27 protein-coding genes and 1 pseudogene are annotated in these 24,038 nt (G+C 47.1%); 12 read left to right on the forward strand and 16 right to left on the reverse strand.

Annotated elements, in window-relative coordinates; all coding sequences use genetic code 11:
- The coding region (locus BEB54_RS21770; protein ID WP_172953787.1) for a tail fiber assembly protein at positions 1–105 on the forward strand (105 nt) is incomplete at its 5' end.
- 97 nt (positions 106–202) lie between these two features.
- Here the strand turns inward: BEB54_RS21770 and BEB54_RS21775 are convergent.
- The 3 genes from BEB54_RS21775 to BEB54_RS28675 all read right to left on the reverse strand — a co-directional run bounded on the left by BEB54_RS21775 (position 203) and on the right by BEB54_RS28675 (position 1,527).
- Positions 203–793 (reverse strand): recombinase family protein, encoded by a 591-nt coding sequence (locus tag BEB54_RS21775; RefSeq protein WP_000087133.1) that lies wholly within the window; start codon positions 791–793, stop codon positions 203–205.
- Between the two features lie 318 nt (positions 794–1,111).
- Positions 1,112–1,345: a cold shock protein YdfK gene (ydfK, locus tag BEB54_RS21780; protein WP_000836765.1), complete on the reverse strand. Its 234-nt coding sequence runs from the start codon at positions 1,343–1,345 to the stop codon at positions 1,112–1,114.
- 68 nt (positions 1,346–1,413) lie between these two features.
- The gene (locus BEB54_RS28675; RefSeq protein ID WP_120795384.1) at positions 1,414–1,527 is read right to left on the reverse strand and encodes a YnaM/YnfT family protein; all 114 of its coding nucleotides are present in this window, start codon (positions 1,525–1,527) and stop codon (positions 1,414–1,416) included.
- A 603-nt stretch (positions 1,528–2,130) separates the two neighbouring features.
- On the opposite strand from BEB54_RS28675, the pseudogene ydfJ reads away from it, so the two are divergent.
- Positions 2,131–3,414 (forward strand): annotated as a pseudogene (gene ydfJ, locus BEB54_RS21790) (MHS family MFS transporter YdfJ); the annotation flags it as partial.
- Positions 3,415–3,503: 89 nt separating this feature from the next.
- Entirely contained in the window at positions 3,504–4,964 is a 1,461-nt protein-coding gene (locus BEB54_RS21800; protein WP_105277004.1) for a mannitol dehydrogenase family protein, read from the forward strand.
- A 35-nt stretch (positions 4,965–4,999) separates the two neighbouring features.
- Here BEB54_RS21800 and ydfZ read toward each other — a convergent pair whose 3' ends face one another.
- The 3 genes from ydfZ to ydfG all read right to left on the reverse strand — a co-directional run bounded on the left by ydfZ (position 5,000) and on the right by ydfG (position 6,901).
- Positions 5,000–5,203, reverse strand: coding sequence for a putative selenium delivery protein YdfZ (gene ydfZ / locus BEB54_RS21805; RefSeq protein WP_000214712.1), 204 nt, complete (start codon positions 5,201–5,203; stop codon positions 5,000–5,002).
- Between the two features lie 176 nt (positions 5,204–5,379).
- The gene (gene rspR, locus BEB54_RS21810; protein WP_000215540.1) at positions 5,380–6,066 is read right to left on the reverse strand and encodes a DNA-binding transcriptional regulator rspR; all 687 of its coding nucleotides are present in this window, start codon (positions 6,064–6,066) and stop codon (positions 5,380–5,382) included.
- Between the two features lie 88 nt (positions 6,067–6,154).
- Positions 6,155–6,901, reverse strand: a complete 747-nt coding sequence (ydfG, locus tag BEB54_RS21815) for a bifunctional NADP-dependent 3-hydroxy acid dehydrogenase/3-hydroxypropionate dehydrogenase YdfG (RefSeq protein ID WP_000636571.1) — start codon at positions 6,899–6,901, stop codon at positions 6,155–6,157.
- A gap of 136 nt (positions 6,902–7,037) precedes the next feature.
- Between ydfG and dcp the strand changes: the two genes are divergently transcribed.
- Positions 7,038–9,083, forward strand: a complete 2,046-nt coding sequence (gene dcp, locus BEB54_RS21825) for a peptidyl-dipeptidase Dcp (protein WP_105277031.1) — start codon at positions 7,038–7,040, stop codon at positions 9,081–9,083.
- Positions 9,084–9,127: 44 nt separating this feature from the next.
- Here dcp and BEB54_RS21835 read toward each other — a convergent pair whose 3' ends face one another.
- Positions 9,128–9,646: a 2-oxo-tetronate isomerase gene (locus tag BEB54_RS21835; RefSeq protein WP_001024558.1), complete on the reverse strand. Its 519-nt coding sequence runs from the start codon at positions 9,644–9,646 to the stop codon at positions 9,128–9,130.
- Positions 9,647–9,921: 275 nt separating this feature from the next.
- Between BEB54_RS21835 and ydeI the strand changes: the two genes are divergently transcribed.
- On the forward strand, positions 9,922–10,314 hold the full coding sequence (gene ydeI, locus BEB54_RS21840; protein WP_000671737.1) for a YdeI family stress tolerance OB fold protein: 393 nt from the start codon (positions 9,922–9,924) through the stop codon (positions 10,312–10,314).
- A gap of 254 nt (positions 10,315–10,568) precedes the next feature.
- Positions 10,569–11,459 (forward strand): diguanylate cyclase DgcZ, encoded by an 891-nt coding sequence (gene dgcZ, locus BEB54_RS21845; RefSeq protein ID WP_000592808.1) that lies wholly within the window; start codon positions 10,569–10,571, stop codon positions 11,457–11,459.
- 114 nt (positions 11,460–11,573) lie between these two features.
- Here dgcZ and mgtT read toward each other — a convergent pair whose 3' ends face one another.
- From mgtT to ydeE, 3 genes are all read right to left on the reverse strand, one after another.
- The gene (gene mgtT, locus BEB54_RS29440; protein ID WP_212734532.1) at positions 11,574–11,678 is read right to left on the reverse strand and encodes a hypothetical protein; all 105 of its coding nucleotides are present in this window, start codon (positions 11,676–11,678) and stop codon (positions 11,574–11,576) included.
- Positions 11,678–11,773, reverse strand: coding sequence for a protein MgtS (gene mgtS, locus BEB54_RS21850; RefSeq protein ID WP_000901367.1), 96 nt, complete (start codon positions 11,771–11,773; stop codon positions 11,678–11,680). The genes mgtT and mgtS overlap by 1 nt, the downstream gene beginning before the upstream one ends.
- A 126-nt stretch (positions 11,774–11,899) precedes the next feature.
- A complete protein-coding gene (ydeE, locus tag BEB54_RS21855) occupies positions 11,900–13,087 on the reverse strand; it encodes an efflux MFS transporter YdeE (protein ID WP_103253598.1) in 1,188 nt (395 codons plus the stop codon).
- A gap of 194 nt (positions 13,088–13,281) precedes the next feature.
- Here ydeE and eamA point away from each other — a divergent pair, with 194 nt between their 5' ends.
- Positions 13,282–14,181, forward strand: a complete 900-nt coding sequence (eamA, locus tag BEB54_RS21860; RefSeq protein ID WP_105277006.1) for an O-acetylserine/cysteine exporter — start codon at positions 13,282–13,284, stop codon at positions 14,179–14,181.
- Between the two features lie 30 nt (positions 14,182–14,211).
- On the opposite strand, the gene marB is transcribed toward eamA, so the two are convergent.
- Genes marB through marR form a run of 3 tightly spaced genes read right to left on the reverse strand, consistent with a single transcriptional unit; the run spans position 14,212 to position 15,300 of the window.
- Entirely contained in the window at positions 14,212–14,430 is a 219-nt protein-coding gene (marB, locus tag BEB54_RS21865; RefSeq protein WP_000803539.1) for a multiple antibiotic resistance protein MarB, read from the reverse strand.
- A 31-nt stretch (positions 14,431–14,461) separates the two neighbouring features.
- Positions 14,462–14,845, reverse strand: coding sequence for an MDR efflux pump AcrAB transcriptional activator MarA (gene marA / locus BEB54_RS21870; RefSeq protein ID WP_000091199.1), 384 nt, complete (start codon positions 14,843–14,845; stop codon positions 14,462–14,464).
- Between the two features lie 20 nt (positions 14,846–14,865).
- Positions 14,866–15,300: a multiple antibiotic resistance transcriptional regulator MarR gene (gene marR / locus BEB54_RS21875; RefSeq protein WP_000843424.1), complete on the reverse strand. Its 435-nt coding sequence runs from the start codon at positions 15,298–15,300 to the stop codon at positions 14,866–14,868.
- 211 nt (positions 15,301–15,511) lie between these two features.
- On the opposite strand from marR, the gene marC reads away from it, so the two are divergent.
- Positions 15,512–16,177: an NAAT family transporter MarC gene (gene marC, locus BEB54_RS21880; RefSeq protein ID WP_000885028.1), complete on the forward strand. Its 666-nt coding sequence runs from the start codon at positions 15,512–15,514 to the stop codon at positions 16,175–16,177.
- A 24-nt stretch (positions 16,178–16,201) separates the two neighbouring features.
- Here the strand turns inward: marC and ydeA are convergent, their stop codons facing one another.
- The 3 genes from ydeA to ptrR all read right to left on the reverse strand — a co-directional run bounded on the left by ydeA (position 16,202) and on the right by ptrR (position 19,614).
- A complete protein-coding gene (gene ydeA, locus BEB54_RS21885) occupies positions 16,202–17,392 on the reverse strand; it encodes an L-arabinose MFS transporter (RefSeq protein ID WP_000210785.1) in 1,191 nt (396 codons plus the stop codon).
- A 147-nt stretch (positions 17,393–17,539) separates the two neighbouring features.
- On the reverse strand, positions 17,540–18,655 hold the full coding sequence (gene yneK, locus BEB54_RS21890; RefSeq protein ID WP_105277007.1) for a putative protein YneK: 1,116 nt from the start codon (positions 18,653–18,655) through the stop codon (positions 17,540–17,542).
- Positions 18,656–18,732: 77 nt separating this feature from the next.
- On the reverse strand, positions 18,733–19,614 hold the full coding sequence (gene ptrR / locus BEB54_RS21895) for a putrescine utilization regulator PtrR (protein WP_105282278.1): 882 nt from the start codon (positions 19,612–19,614) through the stop codon (positions 18,733–18,735).
- Between the two features lie 100 nt (positions 19,615–19,714).
- On the opposite strand from ptrR, the gene sad reads away from it, so the two are divergent.
- From sad to BEB54_RS21920, 4 genes are all read left to right on the forward strand, one after another.
- A complete protein-coding gene (sad, locus tag BEB54_RS21900; RefSeq protein WP_105277009.1) occupies positions 19,715–21,103 on the forward strand; it encodes a succinate-semialdehyde dehydrogenase in 1,389 nt (462 codons plus the stop codon).
- Positions 21,104–21,166: 63 nt separating this feature from the next.
- On the forward strand, positions 21,167–22,093 hold the full coding sequence (gene glsB, locus BEB54_RS21905; RefSeq protein ID WP_000257402.1) for a glutaminase B: 927 nt from the start codon (positions 21,167–21,169) through the stop codon (positions 22,091–22,093).
- The gene (locus BEB54_RS21910) at positions 22,093–22,452 is read left to right on the forward strand and encodes a DUF4186 domain-containing protein (RefSeq protein WP_105272076.1); all 360 of its coding nucleotides are present in this window, start codon (positions 22,093–22,095) and stop codon (positions 22,450–22,452) included. Before glsB ends, BEB54_RS21910 begins: the two co-directional genes overlap by 1 nt.
- Positions 22,453–22,590: 138 nt before the next feature.
- Positions 22,591–24,009 carry a sensor domain-containing diguanylate cyclase gene (locus BEB54_RS21920; RefSeq protein ID WP_123057639.1) on the forward strand — a complete coding sequence of 473 codons (1,419 nt, stop codon included), beginning with the start codon at positions 22,591–22,593 and terminating at the stop codon, positions 24,007–24,009.
- Positions 24,010–24,038: the final 29 nt, after the last annotated feature.

The raw sequence follows: 24,038 nt of genomic DNA on the forward strand, positions 1-24,038 counted from the left end.
GAGGAAGAAACCTCATTGCTGGAAGCCTGGAAAAAGTATCGGGTGTTGCTGAACCGTGTTGATACATCAACTGCACCGGATATTGAATGGCCAGCCCTACCGTAGGGTAAGATATATAAATTCTATAATTAGAAGTATCTTTCCATTTAAGGCTAGGAAGGGGGGCTTGGAAAACGTAAGGAATCTCACACCGAGATTATTTTTATATATCAGGTGTCTGATTTTTTGCTTTAGCTCTTAAAATGGTTTGCCGCGAGGTTTTGAATTCTTGGGCAATGTCACTTATATTTATACCTGACTTAATTTGCTCTAGTACCCTCTGTATTTGTTCATCATTTAACACAGGTGGGCGACCAAATCGCTTTCCTGCGCCCCGTGCTCTTAATATCCCTGAATGAGTACGCTCAAGTAAAAGGTCTCGCTCAAATTCAGCGACTGCTGAAATTACTTGCATCATCATTTTTCCAGGTGGACTGGTCAGGTCAACGCCCCCCAATGCTAAGCAATGCACTTTGATACCTGCTTTGGTCAGTTGTTCCACCGTTTTACTGATATCCATTGGATTACAACCGAGGCGATCCAGTTTTGTGACAATCAATGCATCACCTCTTTTCAGTCGATCAAGCAACTGGTTAAAACCAGGACGCTCACTGGTTGCTGCTGAGCCGCTAATTTGTTCTTCAATTATTTGCTGAGATTTGATGTTAAAACCTGCACTTTCGATTTCCCGACGTTGATTTTTGGTTGTCTGTTCCAGAGTTGATACCCGACAGTAAGCATAAATTCGAGACATAGTGAGATCTTCTATACGAAATTGGTGTACATATCATAATGCATCTCAGAAAATAATTTTGATTATTTTTGTACATATTTGTATGTACACGTTCGAAAATAAACGAATGCGTATGCAACCCCGTAATTTTGGTGAGACCCAAAATCGATTTTGTGAAAAATGGCCTTAACTCGGTTTGTTTTTCGAGTTCCGGGCGGACTCAAGGAAGAAGAATAGTGTTGCGTGTTATTTTAACCAGATTTCAAGTTGTTTGGTCGTGGAAAAGTGGAGCAAAATGTTGTTAAAGTGGAAAAATGATAAAAAAGTAAGTTTATTATATTACATTTTACCATTTAAATTTTTGTTGTCTTTAAGAACTGATATCGCTGTTTGTAATAATTCTTTGTTATCCAGCCATGACTTTTTCTTTATGTTTCCTTCAATGTAATCAAGCAATGTTCTGGTATTGATAGGTCTTCCCTGTTTTGCTACTTCCACTACAGCATCCCCTAGGATAATTCTTACTTCAGGAAGCTGCGCAGGGAACCACTTTAGGGTGTCTTTTGATTTCATGAAGATATTCCTTAAAATATTATTGATTTTCATTGCGATATTGTATGTCTGATTCAGGATATGTTGACTTATACATCGGTTTTGTCTGGGTTATTGGATATGCCAATCCCTAATTTTATTAGAGCATGACTAAAAATGCTGAATATGATAAGGAGCGAAGTGATTATCAGTATGCTGTTCATATAGCCTCGAATTAGTAATGTGTTATATATGATATAGTTGACAATTTTTATCCTGGGTGTTCTTAAAGTTCGTAGATAAACATTGTCGTTTCAGGTATACAGGAATGCTAACAGGTGGCGGCAAAAATCAGGCGGTTTATGGCGCAAGCTGAAGTGGCAACTGCAAACTATCTTATGCAGAGACTCTACACGGATTGGGTTTAAAAGTATACATAGATAACAGTTTTTATCTGAAGAAGAAAAATATCAAGGTGATATAGCCTATATGCCTTTGATGCGGAGGAATGAATGTGATGGGAGTGATGTATCTGAATAGTTGAAAAACCGCAGACACGCCTTATGCAAGAACGTGCTGCGGTTGGCTGGTAAATTTTTCGATAGTGCGAGTATTGAATGATTTCCAGCCGTTATTGATTTTACGCGTAAATCCATGAAAAAACTACTTATCTGTTGGGGAGTTTTTTTGGGGCATATATGGGACAGAAATAGGCCCCAGATAGACACTGAGATCGAACTTAGGATGCTTTTTAAAAAATGCAACTATCTGAAAAAACCTAGAAAACGCCAAGGAAACCACAGGATGGGAAAAAACACCTGTGAATCATGGATTTCCAGTTATATTCGCTCGGCGCAGCGTTAGTGTTTCATGAAATATTTTTTCCTGAATCATCAACGGCAATGGCGTTAATTCTGGCAATGGGAACCTACGGTGCAGGTTATGTGGCGCGTATTGTCGGAGCATTTATTTTCGGCAAAATGGGCGACAGAATCGGGCGTAAAAAAGTGCTCTTTATTACCATCACTATGATGGGGATCTGTACCACCTTAATTGGTGTGCTGCCGACCTATGCACAAATTGGTGTGTTTGCGCCAATTTTGCTGGTGACGCTGCGTATTATTCAGGGGCTGGGGGCAGGCGCGGAAATTTCCGGTGCCGGTACGATGCTGGCGGAATATGCGCCAAAAGGTAAGCGCGGAATTATCTCCTCATTTGTTGCTATGGGTACTAACTGCGGAACCTTGAGCGCAACGGCAATCTGGGCCTTTATGTTCTTCATTCTCAGTAAAGAGGAACTGTTGGCATGGGGATGGCGTATACCGTTCCTGGCGAGCGTTGTCGTGATGGTCTTTGCTATCTGGTTGCGTATGAATCTGAAAGAAAGCCCGGTCTTTGAGAAGGTTAACGACAGCAACCAACCGACAGCAAAACCTGCACCTGCTGGTAGCATGTTCCAGAGCAAATCCTTCTGGCTGGCAACAGGGCTGCGTTTTGGTCAGGCTGGTAACTCAGGTTTAATTCAGACTTTCCTTGCAGGCTATTTAGTGCAGACGTTATTGTTTAACAAAGCAATTCCAACAGATGCATTGATGATCAGTTCGATTCTCGGCTTTATGACCATTCCGTTCCTTGGTTGGTTATCCGATAAAATTGGTCGCCGGATCCCGTATATTATTATGAATACCTCTGCGATTGTGCTGGCGTGGCCAATGCTTTCTATCATCGTAGATAAAAGCTATGCCCCGAGCACCATTATGGTTGCACTGATTGTGATTCATAACTGTGCGGTGCTGGGATTATTTGCTCTGGAAAACATTACCATGGCAGAAATGTTCGGCTGTAAAAATCGCTTTACCCGGATGGCCATTTCTAAAGAAATTGGTGGTCTTATCGCTTCCGGTTTTGGTCCTATCCTGGCGGGTATTTTCTGCACCATGACGGAATCCTGGTATCCGATCGCCATTATGATCATGGCATATTCAGTGATTGGTTTAATCTCTGCGCTGAAAATGCCAGAAGTGAAAGACCGTGATTTAAGTGCACTGGAAGATGCCGCGGAAGATCAACCGCGTGTTGTAACAGCTGCGCAACCTTCAAGAAGTCTGTAAATCCTCCATCCCTTCTCTTACCGGAGAGGGGATTTTTTATTCATATAACAAAACATGCAGCTTGCCATATTTAAATTTAAGGAATTGTTATGGGAAATAATTTGTTATCAGCAAAAGCGACGCTCCCTGTTTATGATCGTAATAACCTGGCCCCAAGAATTGTTCATTTAGGTTTTGGTGCATTTCACCGTGCGCATCAGGGCGTGTATGCCGATATTCTTGCTTCGGAACATTACAGTGACTGGGGATATTATGAGGTCAACTTAATCGGCGGCGAACAGCAAATTGCCGATTTACAACAGCAAGATAATCTTTATACCGTTGCGGAAATGTCGGCCGATGCGTGGACGGCTCGCGTCGTTGGCGTCGTTAAAAAAGCCTTGCACGTACAAATAGATGGCTTAGAAACCGTGCTGGCTGCGATGTGTGAACCGCAAATCGCGATTGTCTCTCTGACAATCACCGAAAAAGGGTATTTCCACTCTCCGGCGACCGGACAGTTAATGCTCGATCACCCGATGGTCGTTGCCGACGTGCAAAATCCCCACCAGCCGAAAACTGCAACAGGGGTGATTGTTGAGGCGCTGGCTCGCCGTAAAGCGGCAGGACTTCCCGCATTTACCGTCATGTCATGTGACAACATGCCAGAAAACGGTCATGTTATGCGTGACGTTGTCACTTCCTACGCGCAAGCTGTTGATGTAAAACTGGCACAATGGATCGAAGAAAACGTGACTTTCCCATCAACAATGGTGGACCGTATTGTGCCCGCAGTGGCAGAGAATACGCTGGCGAAAATCGAACAACTTACCGGTGTGCGCGATCCTGCTGGCGTTGCCTGTGAACCTTTCCGCCAGTGGGTAATAGAAGATAACTTTGTTGCCGGACGTCCGGAATGGGAAAAAGCGGGAGCCGAACTGGTGAGTGATGTGCTGCCTTATGAAGAGATGAAGTTGCGCATGCTCAACGGCAGTCATTCATTCCTGGCGTATCTGGGATATCTTGCGGGATATCAGCACATTAATGACTGCATGGAAGATGAAAATTATCGCCGTGCGGCACATGCCTTGATGTTGCAGGAACAAGCGCCGACGCTGAAAGTGCAGGGCGTGGATCTGCAAAATTATGCGGATCGACTAATTGAACGCTACAGTAATCCAGCGTTACGCCATCGAACCTGGCAGATTGCGATGGATGGCAGCCAGAAATTGCCACAGCGGATGTTGGATTCTGTTCGCTGGCATCTGGCGCATGACAGCAAGTTCGATCTGCTGGCGCTGGGCGTCGCGGGTTGGATGCGTTATGTCGGTGGTGTTGATGAACAGGGAAATCAGATAGAAATCAGTGACCCACTGTTACCTGTTATTCAGAAGGCAGTACAAAGTAGTGCTGAAGGGACAGCGCGCGTCCAGTCATTGCTGGCAATTAAGGCGATCTTTGGTGATGATTTACCAGGCAATAGTTTGTTTACGACAAAAGTAACGGAAGCGTACTTGTCTTTATTAGCGCATGGCGCGAAAGCGACCGTGGCGAAATATTCCGTGAAGTAAAAAAAGCAATGCCGCCATCGGCGGCATTCACACGCTTAGTTCATGCCGAGACGAATCAGGTCCAGTGGTGCCAGTTTCTCTTCACAACCTTCAACAACTACGGTTTTTCCGCGGCGGATTTGCTCAGCGGTCAGACCTTCAGTATCAATCGACAGGATCTTGCCAGTGTGACCGGTGCCGCTAACCATAACACGGCTGCCAGTGGTGATTGCGTTACGGTTACGATCGTAGGTCGTCATAGGTGTTTTCTCCTTTCTGATTTACAGTCGAAGCCCACGTAACGGGCGCAATATAAATACTCCTGTCGAGTGAAATATTTTTTGTTTTTGATCAAGCTCACATCTTTTTTGATGCATGCATGAGCCATATGACGGAGGGAAAAACTCTCACCCCGGATGGGATGAGAGGAAATGAATTACTCTTCGCTAAACCAGTCGCTGTTTTCCTGGCGGATCTGGCGCACGGATTCGCTGATTTCCTGCAAATGTTGCGTCATTGCACGTTCTACCGCATCGCCATCACGTTTTTGCAGGGCAGAGAAAATCTCAAGATGCTGGCGTAACAGCATTTCTGGTGGAGAAACGTGGTCGAAACTCATATAGCGCACGCGATCAACGGTCGCTTTCAGGTTCTCAATGGTATCCCACGCAAGTTGACAGTCGGCAATCTGCGTCAGGAGTTGATGGAAGTTGTCATCAAGTTCAAAAAAATCATCCAGTTGCTTGCGCTCAATGGCAATGCGTTGCTGGTGAAGATTTTGTTCCAGTTGGTAGCACTGGCTTTCGGTAATCATGCTCGCCGCCCGACGCGCCACCGCGCACTCAATGGCCTGACGGATAAAACTGCCGTTGTGCACCTGGGCCATGGAAATTTTGTTGACGTAGCTGCCACGCTGCGGACGAATTTGAATCAGGCCGTTTTCCGCCAGTTTAATAAAGGCTTCACGAACCGGCTGGCGTGACACATTGAAACGAACAGAAACTTCTTTTTCCGACAACGGCGTGCCTGGTGCAATCAGGCAATGGACAATGTCGCGGCGAAGAATACGATAAATCTGCTGATTGACAGGCTGTGTGGGATTAAGTTGCGTTTCGACGGTCATTCGTTCTTGCTTGTGAGTGAGTTAACTGCATGAGTCTACCACTTTTTTGTGACAAGCAATAACCCGGCAGTTACGCCGGGTATAAAAATTACTGACGGTGGACATTCAGTCCGGCATAGCTTTGGGTAACCGGCATCATTTCCAGGGTATTGATATTGACGTGAGCAGGCAGCGTTGACACCCACCAGACGGCTTCGCTGACATCTTCTGGCGTCAATGCAACTGTGTTTTGATAGGTTTTTTCGGCTTTACCGTCATCACCTTTAAAGCGGACATTAGAAAACTCGGTGCCACCCACCAGTCCCGGTTCGATGTCTGTGACACGTACTGCCGTACCGTGCAGATCTGTGCGTAGATTAAGGCTGAACTGACGAACAAACGCTTTCGTCGCACCATAAACGTTACCACCAGCATACGGCCAGCTGCCTGCCGTGGAGCCAATGTTAATGATATGACCATGATTACGTTCAACCATACCCGGTAAGACGGCCCGCGTCATATATACCAGGCCTTTGTTGTTGGTATCAATCATCGTTTCCCAGTCTTCAACGCTGGCTTTATGCGCAGGCTCCATGCCCAGCGCCAGACCGGCATTGTTTACCAGGATATCAATATTGCACCACTCGGCAGGAAGCGATGCCAGCATCTCTTCAATAGCGGCGCGATTACGAACGTCCAGTTGGGCGATATACAGATTATCACCCAGTTCGTCTTTTAACTCCTGCAACCGCTCCTGGCGACGGCCAGTGGCGATAACTTTATGCCCTTGTTGAATAAAACGACGAGTAATGCATTCACCAAAACCTGCCGTTGCTCCAGTTACTAAAACGATCATCTCACTGTTCCTCAACGCTTTTGTGTGTCAATAACATAGCACGTGATGCTTAAGAGCGGGTAATACTGGTTTGCAAGATTGCACTCCGTTATCAGTAAGCCTACGCTATGGAACACCTCGCGTTCAGGAGAAGAAAATGACAACAATGAATCCTTTCCTTGTGCAAAGCACACTGCCGTATCTGGCTCCCCATTTTGATCAAATTGCCAATCATCACTATCGACCGGCATTTGATGAGGGAATGCAGCAAAAGCGGGCCGAAATTGCCGCCATTGCGCTCAACCCGCAAACACCTGATTTCAACAATACTATTCTGGCACTGGAGCAGAGTGGGGAACTGCTGACCCGCGTCACCAGCGTTTTTTTTGCGATGACTGCGGCGCATACCAATGATGAATTACAGCGTCTTGATGAGCAGTTTTCCGCTGAACTGGCAGAACTGGCTAATGATATCTATCTGAACGGTGAATTATTCGCGCGAGTAGATGCTGTCTGGCAGCGCCGTGAATCCGAGGGGCTTGATAGTGAATCCATTCGCCTGGTGGAGGTTATTCATCAACGTTTTGTCCTTGCCGGAGCCAAACTTGCACAAGCTGATAAAGCAAAATTAAAAGTTCTTAATACAGAAGCTGCGACCCTGACCAGCCAGTTTAATCAGCGGTTACTTGCGGCAAATAAATCCGGCGGTCTGGTTCTGGACGATATTGCGCAACTGGCTGGGATGAGCGAACAGGAGATTGCGCTGGCGGCAGAGGCGGCTCGCGAGAAAGGTCTGGATAACAAATGGCTTATTCCGCTGCTGAATACCACCCAGCAACCGGCGCTTGCTGAACTTCGCGATCGCGCGACGCGTGAAAAACTATTCACTGCGGGCTGGACGCGGGCAGAAAAAAATGACGCTAACGATACCCGTGCCATTATTCAACGGCTTGTGGAGATCCGCGCGCAGCAGGCAAAACTGCTTGGTTTCTCTCATTATGCTGCATGGAAAATCGCCGATCAGATGGCAAAAACGCCAGAAGCAGCACTCAACTTTATGCGGGAAATTGTTCCAGCGGCGCGTCAACGTGCGAGCGATGAATTAGCCTCCATACAGGCGGTTATCGATAAGCAGCAGGGCGGGTTTAGCGCGCAGCCGTGGGACTGGGCATTTTATGCCGAACAGGTACGGCGGGAGAAATTTGATCTTGATGAGGCGCTGCTCAAGCCATATTTTGAATTAAACACGGTGTTGAATGAAGGTGTATTCTGGACCGCGAATCAGCTCTTCGGTATTAAGTTTGTCGAACGTTTTGATATTCCTGTCTACCATCCTGACGTTCGTGTGTGGGAAATTTTTGATCATAATGGCGTGGGGCTGGCGTTATTTTACGGTGATTTCTTCGCCCGTGATTCAAAAAGCGGCGGTGCATGGATGGGCAATTTTGTTGAGCAATCAACGCTGAATGAAACGCATCCGGTAATTTATAACGTCTGCAATTATCAGAAACCCGCTGCCGGTGAACCTGCGTTGTTACTCTGGGATGATGTGATAACCTTATTCCATGAATTTGGTCATACGCTGCACGGCCTTTTTGCCCGCCAGCGTTATGCCACGCTTTCCGGTACCAACACGCCGCGTGATTTTGTCGAATTTCCATCGCAAATCAACGAACACTGGGCAACGTATCCGCAGGTATTCGCTCGCTACGCCCGGCATTATCAGAGCGGGGCAGCAATGCCTGACGAACTGCAACAGAAAATGCGTAATGCCAGCCTGTTCAATAAAGGGTATGAGATGAGCGAACTGCTTAGCGCCGCGTTTCTCGATATGCGCTGGCATTGCCTGGAAGAAAACGAAGCAATGCAGGAGGTAGATGATTTCGAATTGCGGGCGCTGGTGGCGGAAAATATGGATCTTCCTGCTATACCGCCACGCTATCGCAGCAGTTATTTCGCCCATATTTTTGGTGGCGGATATGCCGCAGGTTATTACGCTTATCTGTGGACACAAATGTTGGCCGATGATGGTTACCAGTGGTTTGTTGAGCAGGGCGGATTAACGCGTGAAAATGGGCTGCGTTTTCGCGAGGCGATCCTTTCCAGAGGTAACAGCGAAGATCTGGAACGCCTGTATCGACAATGGCGCGGTAAGGCTCCTCAGATTATGCCGATGCTGCAACATCGTGGCTTGAACATATAAACACCACCAATGGCTGTCCTGGAGATATCGCCAGGACAGCCTGGTTATAGCAGTAATTGCAGCAGCTGGGCGAGGGCAAACCTCACCGCTAAAGCTAATACCGTTTCGCAGTCGCCAGCAAAATGCATAACCGCAGTGTAGTTCTGGCCTTTAATATGCCACGCGAACCAGACGGTACCCGCTGGCGTACCATCTTCACCGCCCTCCGGTCCGCCGTAGCCGGTAATGGCAATACTGACATCAGCATCCGCACGCTCTATGGCACCGGTTGCCATTTCTGCTGCCACTTTCTCACTCACCGCAGAATATCGTTCAAGAGATTGCTGGCTTACGCTGAGGATTTTCATCTTTGCCTGATCGGTGAAAGTAACAAATCCTGCACCGTAAAATTTGGGTGTATCTTCAGCTGCACACAGGGCGCTAGCCAACTTACCGCCGGTGCATGATTCGGCGGTAGTTAAGCGTAATTGATCCGCGATGAGTCTTTGACTCAACGCGGATGTCAGGTTTTCAATAGTGTCGGTATCTGCGAGTTGTACAATTTTATCTTTATTAATGTTCACTGTTTTTTGTCCACGCTATTATATGTAAAGGTGATTTGCTTTTTCTGTATGCTCGTCCAATATAATAATTTTCAAACATATAAATCCGATTATTCTGAAAATATGTTTAAGACTCTTCAATCTTCTTAACTTTAGTGAGTTAAATTCTCTGAATATTTGACAGCTAGTTGGCTGATTTTAAATGCCTTATAACAATTGGCAGTATTCTTATTTGGCAATTATAAAAATAGCAACCAGACTTAATAAGTCAAACCAAACGCAATTAAGGAGTTAGTATGAAATTTCAGGCCATTGTATTAGCAAGTTTTCTTGTCATGCCTTATGCGTTGGCAGATGACCAGGGCGGTTTAAAACAGGATGCAGCGCCACCGCCGCCTCATGCAATAGAAGATGGCTATCGCGGAACCGATGATGCAAAAAAAATGACCGTTGATTTCGCAAAAACCATGCACGATGGCGCTTCGGTTTCACTACGCGGTAATTTGATTTCTCACAAAGGAGAGGACCGTTACGTTTTTCGCGATAAGAGCGGTGAAATTAATGTTGTTATTCCTGCGGCCGTTTTTGATGGACGAGAAGTTCAGCCGGACCAGATGATCAACATTAGCGGCAGTCTGGATAAGAAAAGCGCGCCGGCCGTCGTTCGGGTCACTCATTTGCAGAAATAAAAATAAATTAGCCTGATGGCCTGAACTACTGGGCCATTAGGGTATTGGGTTATGCTATTTGTCATCCTTTTAATTGCGATAATGCAGAGTTAATTTATAGAATTAAACTCTTTTTTATCTGCTGATTTTGTTTTAAATCACAATGTTATCTCAGAGATGGCTCATAACTTCGGATTTCTATGAAAATATTGACGTAATTTTGCTTTTCTCTCGTTAGAATAGCGCGCACAAGGAACTGTGAAAAAGGAGTGGCAATGATCAAGAAGACAACGGAAATTGATGCCATCTTGTTAAATCTCAATAAGGCTATCGATGCCCACTACCAGTGGCTGGTAAGTATGTTTCACAGCGTGGTCGCGAGAGATGCCAGTAAGCCAGAAATAACGGATAACCATTCTTATGGACTGTGCCAGTTTGGTCGGTGGATTGATCATCTGGGGCCACTCGATAACGATGAATTACCTTACGTTCGGCTAATGGATTCTGCCCATCAACATATGCATAACTGTGGTCGGGAATTAATGCTGGCTATTGTTGAAAATCACTGGCAGGACGCGCATTTCGACGCCTTTCAGGAAGGGTTGCTTTCTTTTACTGCGGCATTAACCGATTACAAAATTTATTTGCTGACGATCCGTAGCAATATGGATGTTTTGACGGGTTTGCCGGGTCGTCGGGTTCTTGATGAATCCTTTGATCATCAGTTACGCAACGCTGAGCCTCTGAATCTTTATTTAATGTTGTTGGATATTGACCGATTTAAATTGGTTAATGATACCTACGGGCATTTAATCGGCGATGTAGTATTACGCACCCTGGCAACTTACTTAGCCAGTTGGACGCGCGATTACGAAACGGTTTATCGCTACGGGGGCGAAGAATTTATCATTATTGTCAAAGCGGCTAATGATGAAGAAGCATGTCGTGCAGGTATCAGAATTTGCCAGTTAGTCGATAACCATGCCATCACACATTCTGAAGGGCATATCAACATTACCGTGACTGCAGGTGTGAGTCGCGCATTTCCTGAAGAGCCTCTGGATGTGGTCATTGGAAGAGCGGACCGGGCAATGTATGAGGGTAAGCAAACCGGAAGAAATCGCTGTATGTTTATTGACGAACAAAACGTGATTAACCGAGTTTAAGCTCCGTTTAACATTCATTGAGAAAACTGATGCTACTGTGTCAACGATCCGTTATCAGTGCAGGAAAATGCCTGTTAGCGTAAAAGCAAAACACAAATCTATCCATGCAAGCATTCACCGCCGGTTTACTGGCGGTTTTTTTTCGCCGTCATAAAAATCAGGCCCCTTGTACACAGTTGTAACAAGGGGCCGGTTAGGTGAGGGATTATCTCCGTTCATTAGTCATCCCATTTGTGGCTGAAATACGCGGCCAGAAAACCAGAAAATAAAATTATTCCCAGTACGGCCATAAAAACATTCATATTACCCAGCATTATTTGCCTCCGTTTATGGTGTGGTGTGTTTCCTCGCTTACCTTAATTTTCATCTCAATGAGAAAGATATTAGCAGAGGTAACCTAAACGAAGGCTGAATTAAATTTTTATTGTGTTCGACTTAAATCAACAAAGCGCGGGCTGCCCCCACGGTCTTGCACGAATCCCTTTTAACATCAGCACCCACGCAGCAATGATCACCAACGCTAAGATGATAAACAGCGAGGAAGGCGGCAGGCTGGTTAGCACTACGCCACTCACTAATGGGTTAATCGCCGCACCAAGCCAGCCTAAAGACTGGGCGGAAAAATAGCTGGCTTTCATTCCTGCCGGCGCAATATGGTCAATCAACATATACTCGCCCGGCGCATAAATGATTTCACCGACAGTAAATACCGCAGCTGACATACCCCACAATAGTAGGCTGTTGCCGGAAAAAATAAAACCAACCAGACCGATGACGAAACAGAGGGTGCCTGCTGTCATCAGCGCGCGGATGTTAGCCGGGTTAAGGCGGCGGCCCACGGAATATTGCAACGTAACCACCATGGCAGCATTCACCGGAAGAACAACCGCGACCACCTTTTCGGCAAAATCACCATCAGCAATCACCATCACATATTGTGAAATGCATGAAGCAAATGCGCCGCTAACAAAAGAAGCCAGAAAGCCAGAGCAGGTAAACCACAACAGTGCTTTATCTTGTAATAAAACTTTCGGCGACCAGACACTGCCTGTTTCCGTGGCGATGATTTTCTCGCTGCGCTTTACCCAAATTTGAATGAAAAGCATGGGAAACGCGGAACAGATAGCAGCCAGCCAAAAAGGCAGATTGATGCTCTGCATGACCAACAGCGTGCCGAGCGGCGGACCGATGGTCCAGCCAATGTTTAACATGGTGTAGTTGATTGAGAAAATCTTCGTTTTGCTGGTGGACGAAAGATTGTCGGCAAACCAGGCTTTCAGCACGGTAGCAAAAACGGAATAGGCGCAGTTAATAAGGGCAAAAAAGAGCACCACCAGCGTCACGTTATTCACTAAAGGAATGGCAATAAAACCGCTAGCGAAGGCGGTAATTGCCAGTAACATATAGCGTTTCTTGTCGAACTTATCCGCCAGGATACCAAAACCGAGGCTAAAAACGACGCCAATAGTGAGCGCAATTGTCATCGCATAACCGATTAGATCGACACTCAGGCTGTACTGGCGACTCAAGTAAATGGTCATAAATGGCAGCGTAGCGCCGCGTCCGATGGTTAATAACAACGACGAGGCAAGAAGGGCGCTGGTAGAGCGTCGTAGGGATAAGTTCATTTGTCTGTCCGGCAGTGCGTTTCGTTATGTTTTGTTTTAGAGATGTAAAGAAATAGCATGGCAAAAATCCGAAGTATAGCGACTTATTTGCGCATTAATGCCGTCGTAACCGGCGACTAACGAATCAACTGTTAAAGAAAAGTAAATTCAGCTAAGTTGATTGCTTACAAAAGATGAAATTCAGAGGCGGTAGAATGTCGCGAAAAGATGGGGTGTTGGCGCTACTGGTAGTAGTCGTATGGGGGCTAAATTTTGTGGTCATCAAAGTGGGGCTTCATAACATGCCACCGCTGATGCTGGCCGGTTTGCGCTTTATGCTGGTCGCTTTTCCGGCCATCTTTTTTGTCGCACGACCGAAAGTACCACTGAATTTGCTGCTGGGGTATGGATTAACCATCAGTTTTGCGCAGTTTGCCTTTCTGTTCTGTGCCATTAACTTTGGTATGCCAGCTGGGCTGGCCTCGCTTGTGTTACAGGCACAGGCGTTTTTTACTATTGTGCTCGGTGCGTTTACTTTTGGCGAACGGCTGCACGGTAAGCAACTGGCGGGGATCGCGTTAGCGATTTTTGGCGTACTGGTGTTAATCGAAGATAGTTTTAACGGTCAGCATGTAGCGATGCTCGGCTTTATGTTGACCCTGGCGGCAGCATTTAGTTGGGCGTGCGGCAATATCTTCAATAAAAAGATCATGTCGCACGCAACGCGTCCGGCAGTGATGTCGCTGGTCATCTGGAGCGCATTAATCCCGATCATTCCTTTCTTTGTTGCCTCGCTGATTCTCGATGGTTCCGCAACCATGATTCACAGTCTGGTCACTATCGATATGACCACCATCTTGTCTCTGATGTATCTGGCGTTTGTGGCGACAATTGTTGGTTATGGGATCTGGGGGACGTTACTGGGACGCTATGAAACCTGGCGGGTTGCACCGTTATCGTTACTGGTGCCCGTAGTAGGACTGGCAAGTGCGGCACTATTGCTGGATGAACGCTTAACGGGTCTGCAATTTTTCGGTGCGGTGCTCATTATGACCGGGCTGTATATCAATGTGTTTGGCTTGCGGTGGCGTAAAGCCGTGAAAGTGAGAGGCTAAAAAGCCCCGAGATGTCGGGGCCAGAATAAACTATATAGCGTGTTGATTATAATAGGGCACGCCAAGCGCATCCGATTTATCACTGCCTGTGCTCATGTGGTTAAAATCAAATGGTGATTGTTCCGGTGATGGGGGAACAACCACCACATTGCCACAGGAAGTAACAACCGGCTGCGTGGTTTGTTCCGCAAAGCTCTGCGCAGAGAAGAGAATAAGCGCGGTTACCATTGCGGATAAAAGTGGTTTCATGATTGCCTCAGTGACGTTGTCACGTTATCAACTAGCTGTTGTAATGATTTAATGGATGTAAAAAGCGCGATTCGCCCTGCATATTGGTCATCCGGTATTTATGTGGCGGAACATCAAAGTAATTTTTGAAGGTTCGGGTCAGAGTTTGTTGCGACTCGAAGCCATATCGTTCTGCCAGATAGAGTATCGGCTCGTTACTTTCCTTCAGCTTTTGCGCGATTTCCGTCATCTTACGGCTGCGGATGTATTGGCCTAATGAATGACCGGTTTCTTTTTTAAACATCCGTTGCAGGTGCCATTTGGAGTAACCCGAACGCTCTGACACTTTCTCCAGTGACAGTGGCGATTCCAGGTTATCCTCGATCCAGTCCAAAATGCTATGAATGGTAATAGCGTCAGTATTGCGTCTGGACATCGTCATACCTCTTTTTTTGTTTACGGCAGGACTTTCTTAAGCAAATGCTCAAGTGTTGCCACTTCGTCCGCCGTCAGGTTTTTTGTTAATTCTTGATGCAGGTCCTGGCCAACTAATTGATGGCATTGTTCACATATTGCCGCGCCGCTGGTGGTAAGTTTTACCAGTACGCCGCGCTTATCATTCGGGTTCGGCAACCTTTCCACCCAGCCTTTACAAACCAGGCGATCCAGCATACGGGTCAGCGCTCCCAGGTCGACCGACAACACTTTTTTCAGTTCAACCGGAGTAATACACGACGCGCAGCGGATAGAGCAGAGCACCTTAAACTGTGCCGCGGTAATATCCAGCGGAGACAGATACTCGTTAAGCAGGCGATCTTTCTTCTGATTAACCATATGGATTAAGCGACCCAATGGAATAATTTCATTGAACAGATCGCTGGTACTTTTCACATTAGTTGCCCTGGCAAGTAATTAGTTGCAGGGGATAATATTGCCCAGGCAAGTATAAGTCAAATGAATGAATTGACCGATGCCACGTTTTGCTAAATCGGTTCAAGTTTTGGTCAATGCGATTCAAGGCTAGCTAAAGAGTGACACTTTATCGTTGTTTACCCCTTATACTTTTCGCTGATAACCCAGATACACAGGATAACAACCACTAATGTTAGATTTGTTTAAAGCAATAGGCCTGGGGCTGGTGGTGTTACTGCCGTTAGCTAACCCATTAACAACTGTCGCGTTATTTCTTGGTCTGGCAGGCAACATGAACAGTGCCGAACGTAATCGTCAGTCGTTGATGGCCTCGGTGTACGTCTTTGCCATCATGATGGTGGCGTATTACGCCGGGCAACTGGTGATGGATACATTTGGCATTTCGATTCCCGGTCTGCGAATTGCAGGCGGCTTAATCGTCGCGTTTATCGGTTTTCGGATGCTCTTTCCGCAACAGAAAGCGATTGATTCACCGGAAGCGAAAAGCAAGTCGGAAGAGCTGGAAGATGAACCCAGCGCCAATATTGCCTTTGTACCTCTGGCAATGCCTAGTACTGCCGGTCCGGGAACCATTGCGATGATTATTAGCTCGGCGTCCACTGTGCGTCAGAGTTCAACCTTCGCTGATTGGGTACTGATGGCTGCGCCGCCGCTGATCTTTTTCCTGGTGGCGGTTATTTTGTGGGGAAGTCTACGCAGCTCTGGCGCAATTATGCGGCTGGTGGGCAAGGGGGGAATTGAAGCGATCTCCCGTCTGATGGGATTCCTGCTGGTATGTATGGGTGTGCAGTTTATTATTAACGGCATCCTGGAAATCATTAAAACGTATCATTAAAAAAGGCCCGAATGGGCCTTTCAACTATTGCGTCTGTTCTTCGAGTGTCACTGGCCAGCGGCGAAAAATGATGATTGACCATATTAACGCGGCAAAAGCAGGCACCGCGCCCACATAACCAATCATCGACATTGACCAGTGCAGACTGACCTGATTACCTACCAACGCGCCAGCGCCGATTCCAATATTAAATATTCCCGAGAATAGCGCCATCGCGACGTCGGTGGCATCTGGTGCCAGCGCCAGCACTTTAACCTGCATACCAAGCCCGATGATCATCATCGCGATCCCCCAGAAAATACTCAGCACCCCGAGGTGTATTTCACTGTTCGCCGCAGGTAGCAGCAGTGCGAGGCACACCAGCAACAACGCAATCGCCGTACTCACCAACGCAGACGCATACTGATTACCCAGTTTACCGAAAATCACGCTGCCAATAATGCCCGCACCACCGAGTAATAACAGTAATGCCGTGGCAAAGTTAGCGCTGAATCCCGCAATGTTTTGCACAAAAGGCTCGATATAGCTGTATGCCGTGTAATGGGCGGTGACAACCACCACAGTTAACAAATAAATGCTCATCAATGCCGGGCGGCGGAACAATAGCGGAAGGCTTTTCAACGACCCTGAATGCTCGCTGGGGAGTAAGGGAAGTAACTTAATCAGGCACAGAAGGGTGATAAATGCCCCGATACCGATCGCGAAGAAGGTCATACGCCAACCGAAATACTGCCCCACAATGCGCCCGAGAGGTAAACCTAATACCATCGCCAGAGCTGTACCGGTGGCAATTAAACTCAATGCCTGTGCTCGCTTTCCGGCCGGAGCCATACGGATCGCCAGAGACGCCGTAATCGACCAGAAAATCGCATGTGCAAAAGCTACACCAATGCGACTGATCACCAGAACGGTAAAGCTCCACGACAAAAAAGACAGTACATGGCTGGCAATAAACACCACAAACAGGCAGATCAGTAATTTGCGGCGTTCAACCTGGCTTGTCATTAGCATAAAAGGCAATGACATTAGCGCCACTACCCATGCATAAATGGTTAACATGATACCGACTTGAGCGGTTTGCATATGGAAACTTTGTGCGATGTCAGAAAGCAGGCCAACAGGGACAAATTCGGTAGTATTGAAGATGAAAGCGGCGACTGCCAGCGTAACTACCCGTAGCCACGCCACTTTGCGGGAAACAGTGTTTGTTGTCATAACAGATTATCGGGTGAGTTGCGAAAAGTAATGAAATGATCTTAAAACGGTTAATGATGTGAATACAATGCATTTGTGATCTAGATCGCATTTCCATCTCTCTGACGGTTGTTCTGTCACGCGTCAGAGAGTTGTTAACATCACATTTTAATGACGATCAGGAAGGTCTGGCGTTTTGGTGGCTGATGGTAAAGATGGCCTCACAGGGGAACGAGGCCTGTTGTCCAGTAGTTCTTCGTTACTAATTTTGGGCGGAATTTCATTTTTTACAAAAAGTTTTAAAATCTTGCGTGCCATACGATGGATACTTTTATCTTCACTTAATAATGCCGGTATCAACACATCATTCAGGTCATTTTCATTAGGTTTCATAAAAATTTGAAAGTGCAATAACATATTTGTAAAAAATAAGAATAGACTCTGAAAGTGAGGTATTTCTTTGTTTGATAAAAGCGATAAAAAGCAGATACAAACTTCAGGTAGTACTTGTTTGTTAGAACCTAATGAATCCATGAGGTTTTGTAATAACTCCTCTTTTAATGGGCTATCCTGTATGTCGTAGATGGCGGTGATTAAGTTTGGGTTTTTATTCGCGAACCACCTGTGGACCTGCGGCTTATTCCATAGTCGGGGGAGTATGACAAAATTACCACGAGAGATAAAGTTCAGTACGAATAAATCAAACTGACGTAAGTAATCTGCAGCGGTATGATGCTCAGGAGGAAGAGGTTCAATATGTGGAGTATGAGACCTTTTGATGGGGACGCCGGGGCTGATCATTGGAAATTGTTCAATAAAGTCATTAAGAAACAGAAAGAGCACACGCTCGACGCCGGTCTGAAAGGCCCGACCCATAGTGACAGGCTTTGGGTCGGGAGCACAATAAATATTAATTTCCCCATCGTGGCGAAAATTATCTAAATAAATAGGGCTTAAATTTATTACTACCTGAAATTCAATGTTTTCTTTATGTCTTCCATTCTTAACAGGATAAGTGAGTTTAAATTGAACCTTTTCATTGTATAGCGTGTCGTTATCTCGGAAAGTTGTCCTCTGTATATAAGATAGGTTATCAAGATTATTGAATATCTTTTTGGTGTTTGAATTGATGTTTAAAGACGTACGCCACTCCTCATCACATATTATAATGCTGAGCGCATCAATAAAATCCTTCAAAACTTCTTTTACCTGAGGTGCAATATTGCGAACGGGAAAATCATCAGGAAGTGAGATGAAATTGCTGATGCTTACTGGCGTAACCATATTTGCCCCATATAGTCATAAGTCATCGGAACATCACTATATAGAGCATATGAGCTGCAAGAACTATCAAAAATAGCTCATTGGGAAGACGGTTTTGCTGAGTCAGACACATCGAGCAGTTGAATAAACGCTTCAAGAGGACGCGTTTTCGCACCGCGACGCCAGACCAGCCAGGTTGTTAACCAACGCCATTGCTCAGCCAACGGCCACGCTTCAACCTGGTGATGCCCCGGCATACTTTCCAGCATTGAGCGTGGGATAAGTGCAATGCCCGCACCCGCAACCACACAGGCTAACATACCGTGATACGACTCCATTTCATGGATGGTCCCCGGCGCTGCACCGTCGGCATGAAACCAGCTTTCAAAGTGGCGACGATATGAACAATTGGCACGGAATGCATAAATGTTACCGCCATTAACCTGACAGGCACGGGTTACTGGCGCATGTCCTTGAGGCGTGACAATCATCAACTCCTCGCGGTAGACCGGTATTCCATCAATAGCAGTATGGTTAATGGGCCCATCAATAAATGCCGCATTCAGTTTTCCCTCCAACACACCTTCCAGCATGGTGCCGGAAGGACCGGTGGAAAGCGAAAACTGAATTTTGGGATAACGACGGTTAAACTCCGCCAGCGTGGGCGGAATGCGCACTGCTGCGGTGCTTTCCAGCGAACCAAGAGAAAATAAACCTTGCGGCTCATCGCCAGCGACAACGCTCCGCGCTTCATCCACTAACGCGAGAATTTGTTGGCTATAGCGTAAAAAGTTATGCCCGGCAGGCGAGAGACGTAAACGCTGATTCTCGCGAATAAACAGATCAAACCCCAGTTCTGTTTCCAGCTGGCGTAGACGGGTAGTGAGATTCGACGGGACGCGATGCACTTTTGCTGCAGCCTGGGTAATGCTGCCAGCTTCGGCAACCGCGTTGAACATCTCCAGTTGGGTCAGATCCATGGCATTCTCAATTCGTGAATAAGTGGCTTAATATTATTCATTTTCAAGCAAGAGTAAATCTGCGTATCTTTTTACCATAACCCATAAAGGAGATACCCCGATGACCATTACTCCGGCAACCCATGCAATTTCGATAAATCCTGCCACTGGTGAACAACTTTCTGTGCTGCCGTGGGCTGGCGCTGACGATATAGAAAACGCACTTCAGCTGGCGGCAGCAGGCTTTCGCGACTGGCGCGAGACAAATATAGATTATCGTGCTGAAAAACTGCGTGATATCGGTAAGGCTCTGCGCGCCCGTAGCGAAGAAATGGCGCAAATGATCACCCGTGAAATGGGCAAACCGATCAACCAGGCGCGTGCTGAAGTGGCGAAATCGGCGAATTTGTGTGACTGGTATGCAGAACATGGTCCGGCGATGCTGAAGGCGGAACCTACGCTGGTGGAAAATCAGCAGGCGGTTATTGAGTATCGACCGTTGGGGACGATTCTGGCGATTATGCCGTGGAATTTTCCGTTATGGCAGGTGATGCGTGGCGCTGTTCCCATCATTCTTGCAGGTAACGGCTACTTACTTAAACATGCGCCGAATGTGACGGGCTGTGCACAGCTCATTGCCCAGGTGTTTAAAGATGCGGGGATCCCGCAAGGCGTATATGGCTGGCTGAATGCCGACAATGACGGTGTGAGTCAGATGATTAAAGATTCGCGCATTGCTGCAGTCACGGTGACCGGAAGTGTTCGTGCGGGAGCGGCTATTGGCGCACAGGCAGGGGCAGCACTGAAAAAATGCGTACTTGAACTGGGCGGTTCGGATCCGTTTATTGTACTTAACGATGCCGATCTGGAACTTGCGGTGAAAGCGGCGGTAGCCGGACGTTATCAGAATACTGGACAGGTTTGTGCAGCGGCAAAACGCTTTATTATCGAAGAGGGAATTGCTTCGGCATTTACCGAACGTTTTGTGGCAGCTGCGGCAGCCTTGAAAATGGGCGATCCCCGTGACGAAGAGAACGCTCTCGGACCAATGGCTCGTTTTGATTTACGTGATGAGCTGCATCATCAGGTAGAAAAAACTCTGGCTCAAGGTGCACGTTTGTTACTGGGCGGGGAAAAGCTGGCTGGGGCAGGTAACTACTATCCGCCAACGGTTCTGTCGAATGTCACACCAGAAATGACTGCATTTCGGGAAGAGATGTTTGGCCCCGTTGCGGCAATCACTATTGCAAAGGATGCAGAACATGCGCTGGAACTGGCTAATGATAGCGAGTTCGGTCTTTCAGCGACCATTTTCACCACCGACGAAACACAGGCCAGACAGATGGCGGCACGTCTGGAATGCGGTGGGGTGTTTATCAATGGTTACTGTGCCAGCGACGCGCGAGTCGCCTTTGGTGGCGTGAAGAAGAGTGGCTTTGGTCGTGAGCTTTCCCATTTCGGCTTACACGAATTCTGTAATATCCAGACGGTGTGGAAAGACCGGATCTGACGCTACATATTCAGCTCTGATATACTCGCAGGTCTTTTCAGACCTGCGGTCCAGGAGTAGAAAGTGGCAGTCGCCATGGATAATGCAATTTTAGAAAACATCTTGCGGCAAGTGCGGCCGCTCATTGGTCAGGGTAAAGTCGCGGATTATATTCCGGCGCTGGCTACGGTAGACGGTTCCCGGCTGGGCATTGCTATCTGTACCGTTGACGGACAGCTTTTTCAGGCCGGAGACGCACAAGAACGTTTTTCCATTCAGTCTATTTCCAAAGTGCTGAGTCTCGTTGTCGCCATGCGTCATTACTCCGAAGAGGAAATCTGGCAACGCGTCGGCAAAGATCCGTCTGGATCACCGTTCAATTCTTTAGTGCAACTGGAAATGGAGCAGGGTATTCCGCGTAATCCGTTTATTAATGCCGGTGCGCTGGTGGTCTGCGATATGTTGCAAGGGCGATTAAGCGCTCCTCGGCAACGTATGCTGGAAGTCGTGCGCGGTTTAAGCGGTGTGTCTGATATTTCCTACGATACGGTGGTAGCGCGTTCCGAATTTGAACACTCCGCGCGAAATGCGGCTATCGCCTGGCTGATGAAGTCGTTTGGCAATTTCCATCATGACGTGACAACCGTTCTGCAAAACTACTTTCATTACTGCGCTCTGAAAATGAGCTGTATAGAGCTGGCCCGGACGTTTGTCTTTCTGGCTAATCAGGGGAAAGCTATTCATATTGATGAACCTGTGGTGACGCCAATGCAGGCGCGGCAAATTAACGCGCTGATGGCGACCAGTGGTATGTACCAGAACGCGGGGGAGTTTGCCTGGCGGGTGGGACTACCAGCGAAATCTGGCGTCGGCGGCGGTATTGTGGCGATTGTTCCGCATGAAATGGCCATCGCTGTCTGGAGTCCGGAACTGGATGATGCCGGTAACTCGCTTGCGGGCATTGCTGTCCTTGAACAATTGACGAAACAATTAGGGCGTTCGGTTTATTAATGCAGTCTCTCGATCCACTCTTCGCGCGTTTATCCCGTTCAAAATTTCGCTCTCGCTTTCGTTTGGGTGTGAAAGAGCGTCAGTATTGTCTGGAGAAAGGCGCGCTAGTCATCGAACAACATGCGGCGGATTTTGTCTCTAAACGTCTTGCTCCGGCATTACCGGCTAACGACGGTAAGCAAACCCCCATGCGCGGGCATCCGGTGTTTATCGCTCAGCACGCCACTGCAACCTGTTGTCGCGGTTGTCTGGCTAAGTGGCATAACATTCCGCAGGGTGTTTCGTTAAGCGAGGAACAACAACGTTATATCGTGTCGGTAATCTATCACTGGTTGGTTATACAGATGAATCAGCCATGATAATTGCGGAAAACGATAAAATAGCATTCCCAGGATATCTTTATTTGCCGCCGCTGTCAGCGAACATGCTATCCTTTATGAGAATTTACTTATTACGTTGAGATAATTGCCACCCGCAATTGTATGGACAGATAATTAATGCATGTACAGCCCATTTCAACTTTCCGTTTGTTCCAGGAAGGTCATCTGCTACGTAATAGCATCGCTATTTTTGTGCTAACCACGCTGTTCTATTTTATTGGTGCAGAGTTACGGCTGGTTCACGAACTTTCTCTTTTCTGGCCGCTGAATGGCGTAATGGCGGGGGTGTTTGCCCGCTATGTCTGGCTTAATCGACTGCATTACTATGCGATCAGTTATGTGGCAATGCTGGTTTATGATGCCATAACCACCGAATGGGGGCTGGTTTCACTGGCTATCAATTTCTCCAATATGATGTTTATTGTTACCGTCGCCTTACTGGTCGCGCGGGATAAGCGTCTGGGGAAAAATAAGTACGAGCCAGTAAGTGCCTTACGGCTATTTAATTACTGTCTGATTGCCGCATTATTATGCGCTATTGTCGGGGCGATTGGTTCGGTCAGTATTGATAGTCTGGATTTCTGGCCTTTGCTTGCCGACTGGTTCAGTGAGCAATTCTCAACGGGCGTGTTGATCGTGCCTTGTATGCTGACGTTGGCAATTCCTGGAGTGCTGCCGCGCTTTAAAGCAGAACAGATGATGCCCGCTATCGCGCTTATTGTGTCGGTTGTTGCCTCGGTAGTCATTGGCGGAGCGGGGAGTCTGGCGTTCCCGCTGCCTGCATTAATCTGGTGTGCAGTGCGCTATACGCCGCAGGTAACATGTCTGTTGACCTTTGTCACCGGTGCGGTGGAAATCGTACTGGTGGCAAATTCGGTGATTGATATCTCGGTCGGTTCGCCGTTCTCCATTCCGCAAATGTTCTCCGCACGTCTCGGTATTGCCACGATGGCGATATGCCCAATTATGGTTTCTTTTAGCGTGGCAGCGATCAATTCGCTAATGAAGCAAGTTGCGCTGCGAGCCGACTTTGATTTTCTGACTCAGGTTTACTCACGGTCCGGTCTTTATGAGGCGCTGAAAAGTCCATCGCTGAAACAGACACAACATCTGACTGTCATGCTGCTTGATATCGACTATTTCAAAAGCATTAACGATAACTATGGACATGAATGTGGCGATAAAGTGTTAAGCGTGTTTGCCCAGCATATTCAAAAGATTGTCGGTGATAAGGGGCTGGTGGCGCGAATGGGCGGCGAAGAATTTGCTGTTGCAGTGCCATCGGTGAATCCTGTCGATGGTCTGTTAATGGCGGAAAAAATCCGTAAAGGCGTTGAACTGCAACCATTCACCTGGCAACAAAAAACGCTTTATCTCACGGTAAGTATTGGCGTCGGTAGTGGTTGCGCATCGTACCGAACGCTGACCGATGACTTTAATAAATTGATGGTCGAAGCCGATACATGTCTATATCGCTCGAAGAAAGATGGGCGCAACCGTACCAGCACTATGCGTTACGGTGAGGAAGTTGTCTGACATCTTTATTCATGCAGAGCGATTTTAAC

The sequence above is a fragment of the Escherichia sp. MOD1-EC6021 genome (genome assembly GCF_002965245.1).
GTDB classification, from domain to species: domain Bacteria; phylum Pseudomonadota; class Gammaproteobacteria; order Enterobacterales; family Enterobacteriaceae; genus Escherichia; species Escherichia coli_F.

Coding starts and splice junctions, on each gene's coding strand:
- BEB54_RS21775 (WP_000087133.1), bottom strand. CDS start 793: ATGTCTCGAATTTATGCTTACTGTCGGGTATCAACTCTGGAACAGACA.
- ydfK (WP_000836765.1), bottom strand. CDS start 1,345: ATGAAATCAAAAGACACCCTAAAGTGGTTCCCTGCGCAGCTTCCTGAA.
- BEB54_RS28675 (WP_120795384.1), bottom strand. CDS start 1,527: ATGAACAGCATACTGATAATCACTTCGCTCCTTATCATATTCAGCATT.
- BEB54_RS21800 (WP_105277004.1), top strand. CDS start 3,504: ATGGGAAATAATTTGTTATCAGCAAAAGCGACGCTCCCTGTTTATGAT.
- ydfZ (WP_000214712.1), bottom strand. CDS start 5,203: ATGACGACCTACGATCGTAACCGTAACGCAATCACCACTGGCAGCCGT.
- rspR (WP_000215540.1), bottom strand. CDS start 6,066: ATGACCGTCGAAACGCAACTTAATCCCACACAGCCTGTCAATCAGCAG.
- ydfG (WP_000636571.1), bottom strand. CDS start 6,901: ATGATCGTTTTAGTAACTGGAGCAACGGCAGGTTTTGGTGAATGCATT.
- dcp (WP_105277031.1), top strand. CDS start 7,038: ATGACAACAATGAATCCTTTCCTTGTGCAAAGCACACTGCCGTATCTG.
- ydeI (WP_000671737.1), top strand. CDS start 9,922: ATGAAATTTCAGGCCATTGTATTAGCAAGTTTTCTTGTCATGCCTTAT.
- dgcZ (WP_000592808.1), top strand. CDS start 10,569: ATGATCAAGAAGACAACGGAAATTGATGCCATCTTGTTAAATCTCAAT.
- mgtT (WP_212734532.1), bottom strand. CDS start 11,678: ATGAACGGAGATAATCCCTCACCTAACCGGCCCCTTGTTACAACTGTG.
- mgtS (WP_000901367.1), bottom strand. CDS start 11,773: ATGCTGGGTAATATGAATGTTTTTATGGCCGTACTGGGAATAATTTTA.
- ydeE (WP_103253598.1), bottom strand. CDS start 13,087: ATGAACTTATCCCTACGACGCTCTACCAGCGCCCTTCTTGCCTCGTCG.
- eamA (WP_105277006.1), top strand. CDS start 13,282: ATGTCGCGAAAAGATGGGGTGTTGGCGCTACTGGTAGTAGTCGTATGG.
- marB (WP_000803539.1), bottom strand. CDS start 14,430: ATGAAACCACTTTTATCCGCAATGGTAACCGCGCTTATTCTCTTCTCT.
- marA (WP_000091199.1), bottom strand. CDS start 14,845: ATGTCCAGACGCAATACTGACGCTATTACCATTCATAGCATTTTGGAC.
- marC (WP_000885028.1), top strand. CDS start 15,512: ATGTTAGATTTGTTTAAAGCAATAGGCCTGGGGCTGGTGGTGTTACTG.
- ydeA (WP_000210785.1), bottom strand. CDS start 17,392: ATGACAACAAACACTGTTTCCCGCAAAGTGGCGTGGCTACGGGTAGTT.
- yneK (WP_105277007.1), bottom strand. CDS start 18,655: ATGGTTACGCCAGTAAGCATCAGCAATTTCATCTCACTTCCTGATGAT.
- ptrR (WP_105282278.1), bottom strand. CDS start 19,614: ATGGATCTGACCCAACTGGAGATGTTCAACGCGGTTGCCGAAGCTGGC.
- sad (WP_105277009.1), top strand. CDS start 19,715: ATGACCATTACTCCGGCAACCCATGCAATTTCGATAAATCCTGCCACT.
- BEB54_RS21910 (WP_105272076.1), top strand. CDS start 22,093: ATGCAGTCTCTCGATCCACTCTTCGCGCGTTTATCCCGTTCAAAATTT.
- BEB54_RS21920 (WP_123057639.1), top strand. CDS start 22,591: ATGCATGTACAGCCCATTTCAACTTTCCGTTTGTTCCAGGAAGGTCAT.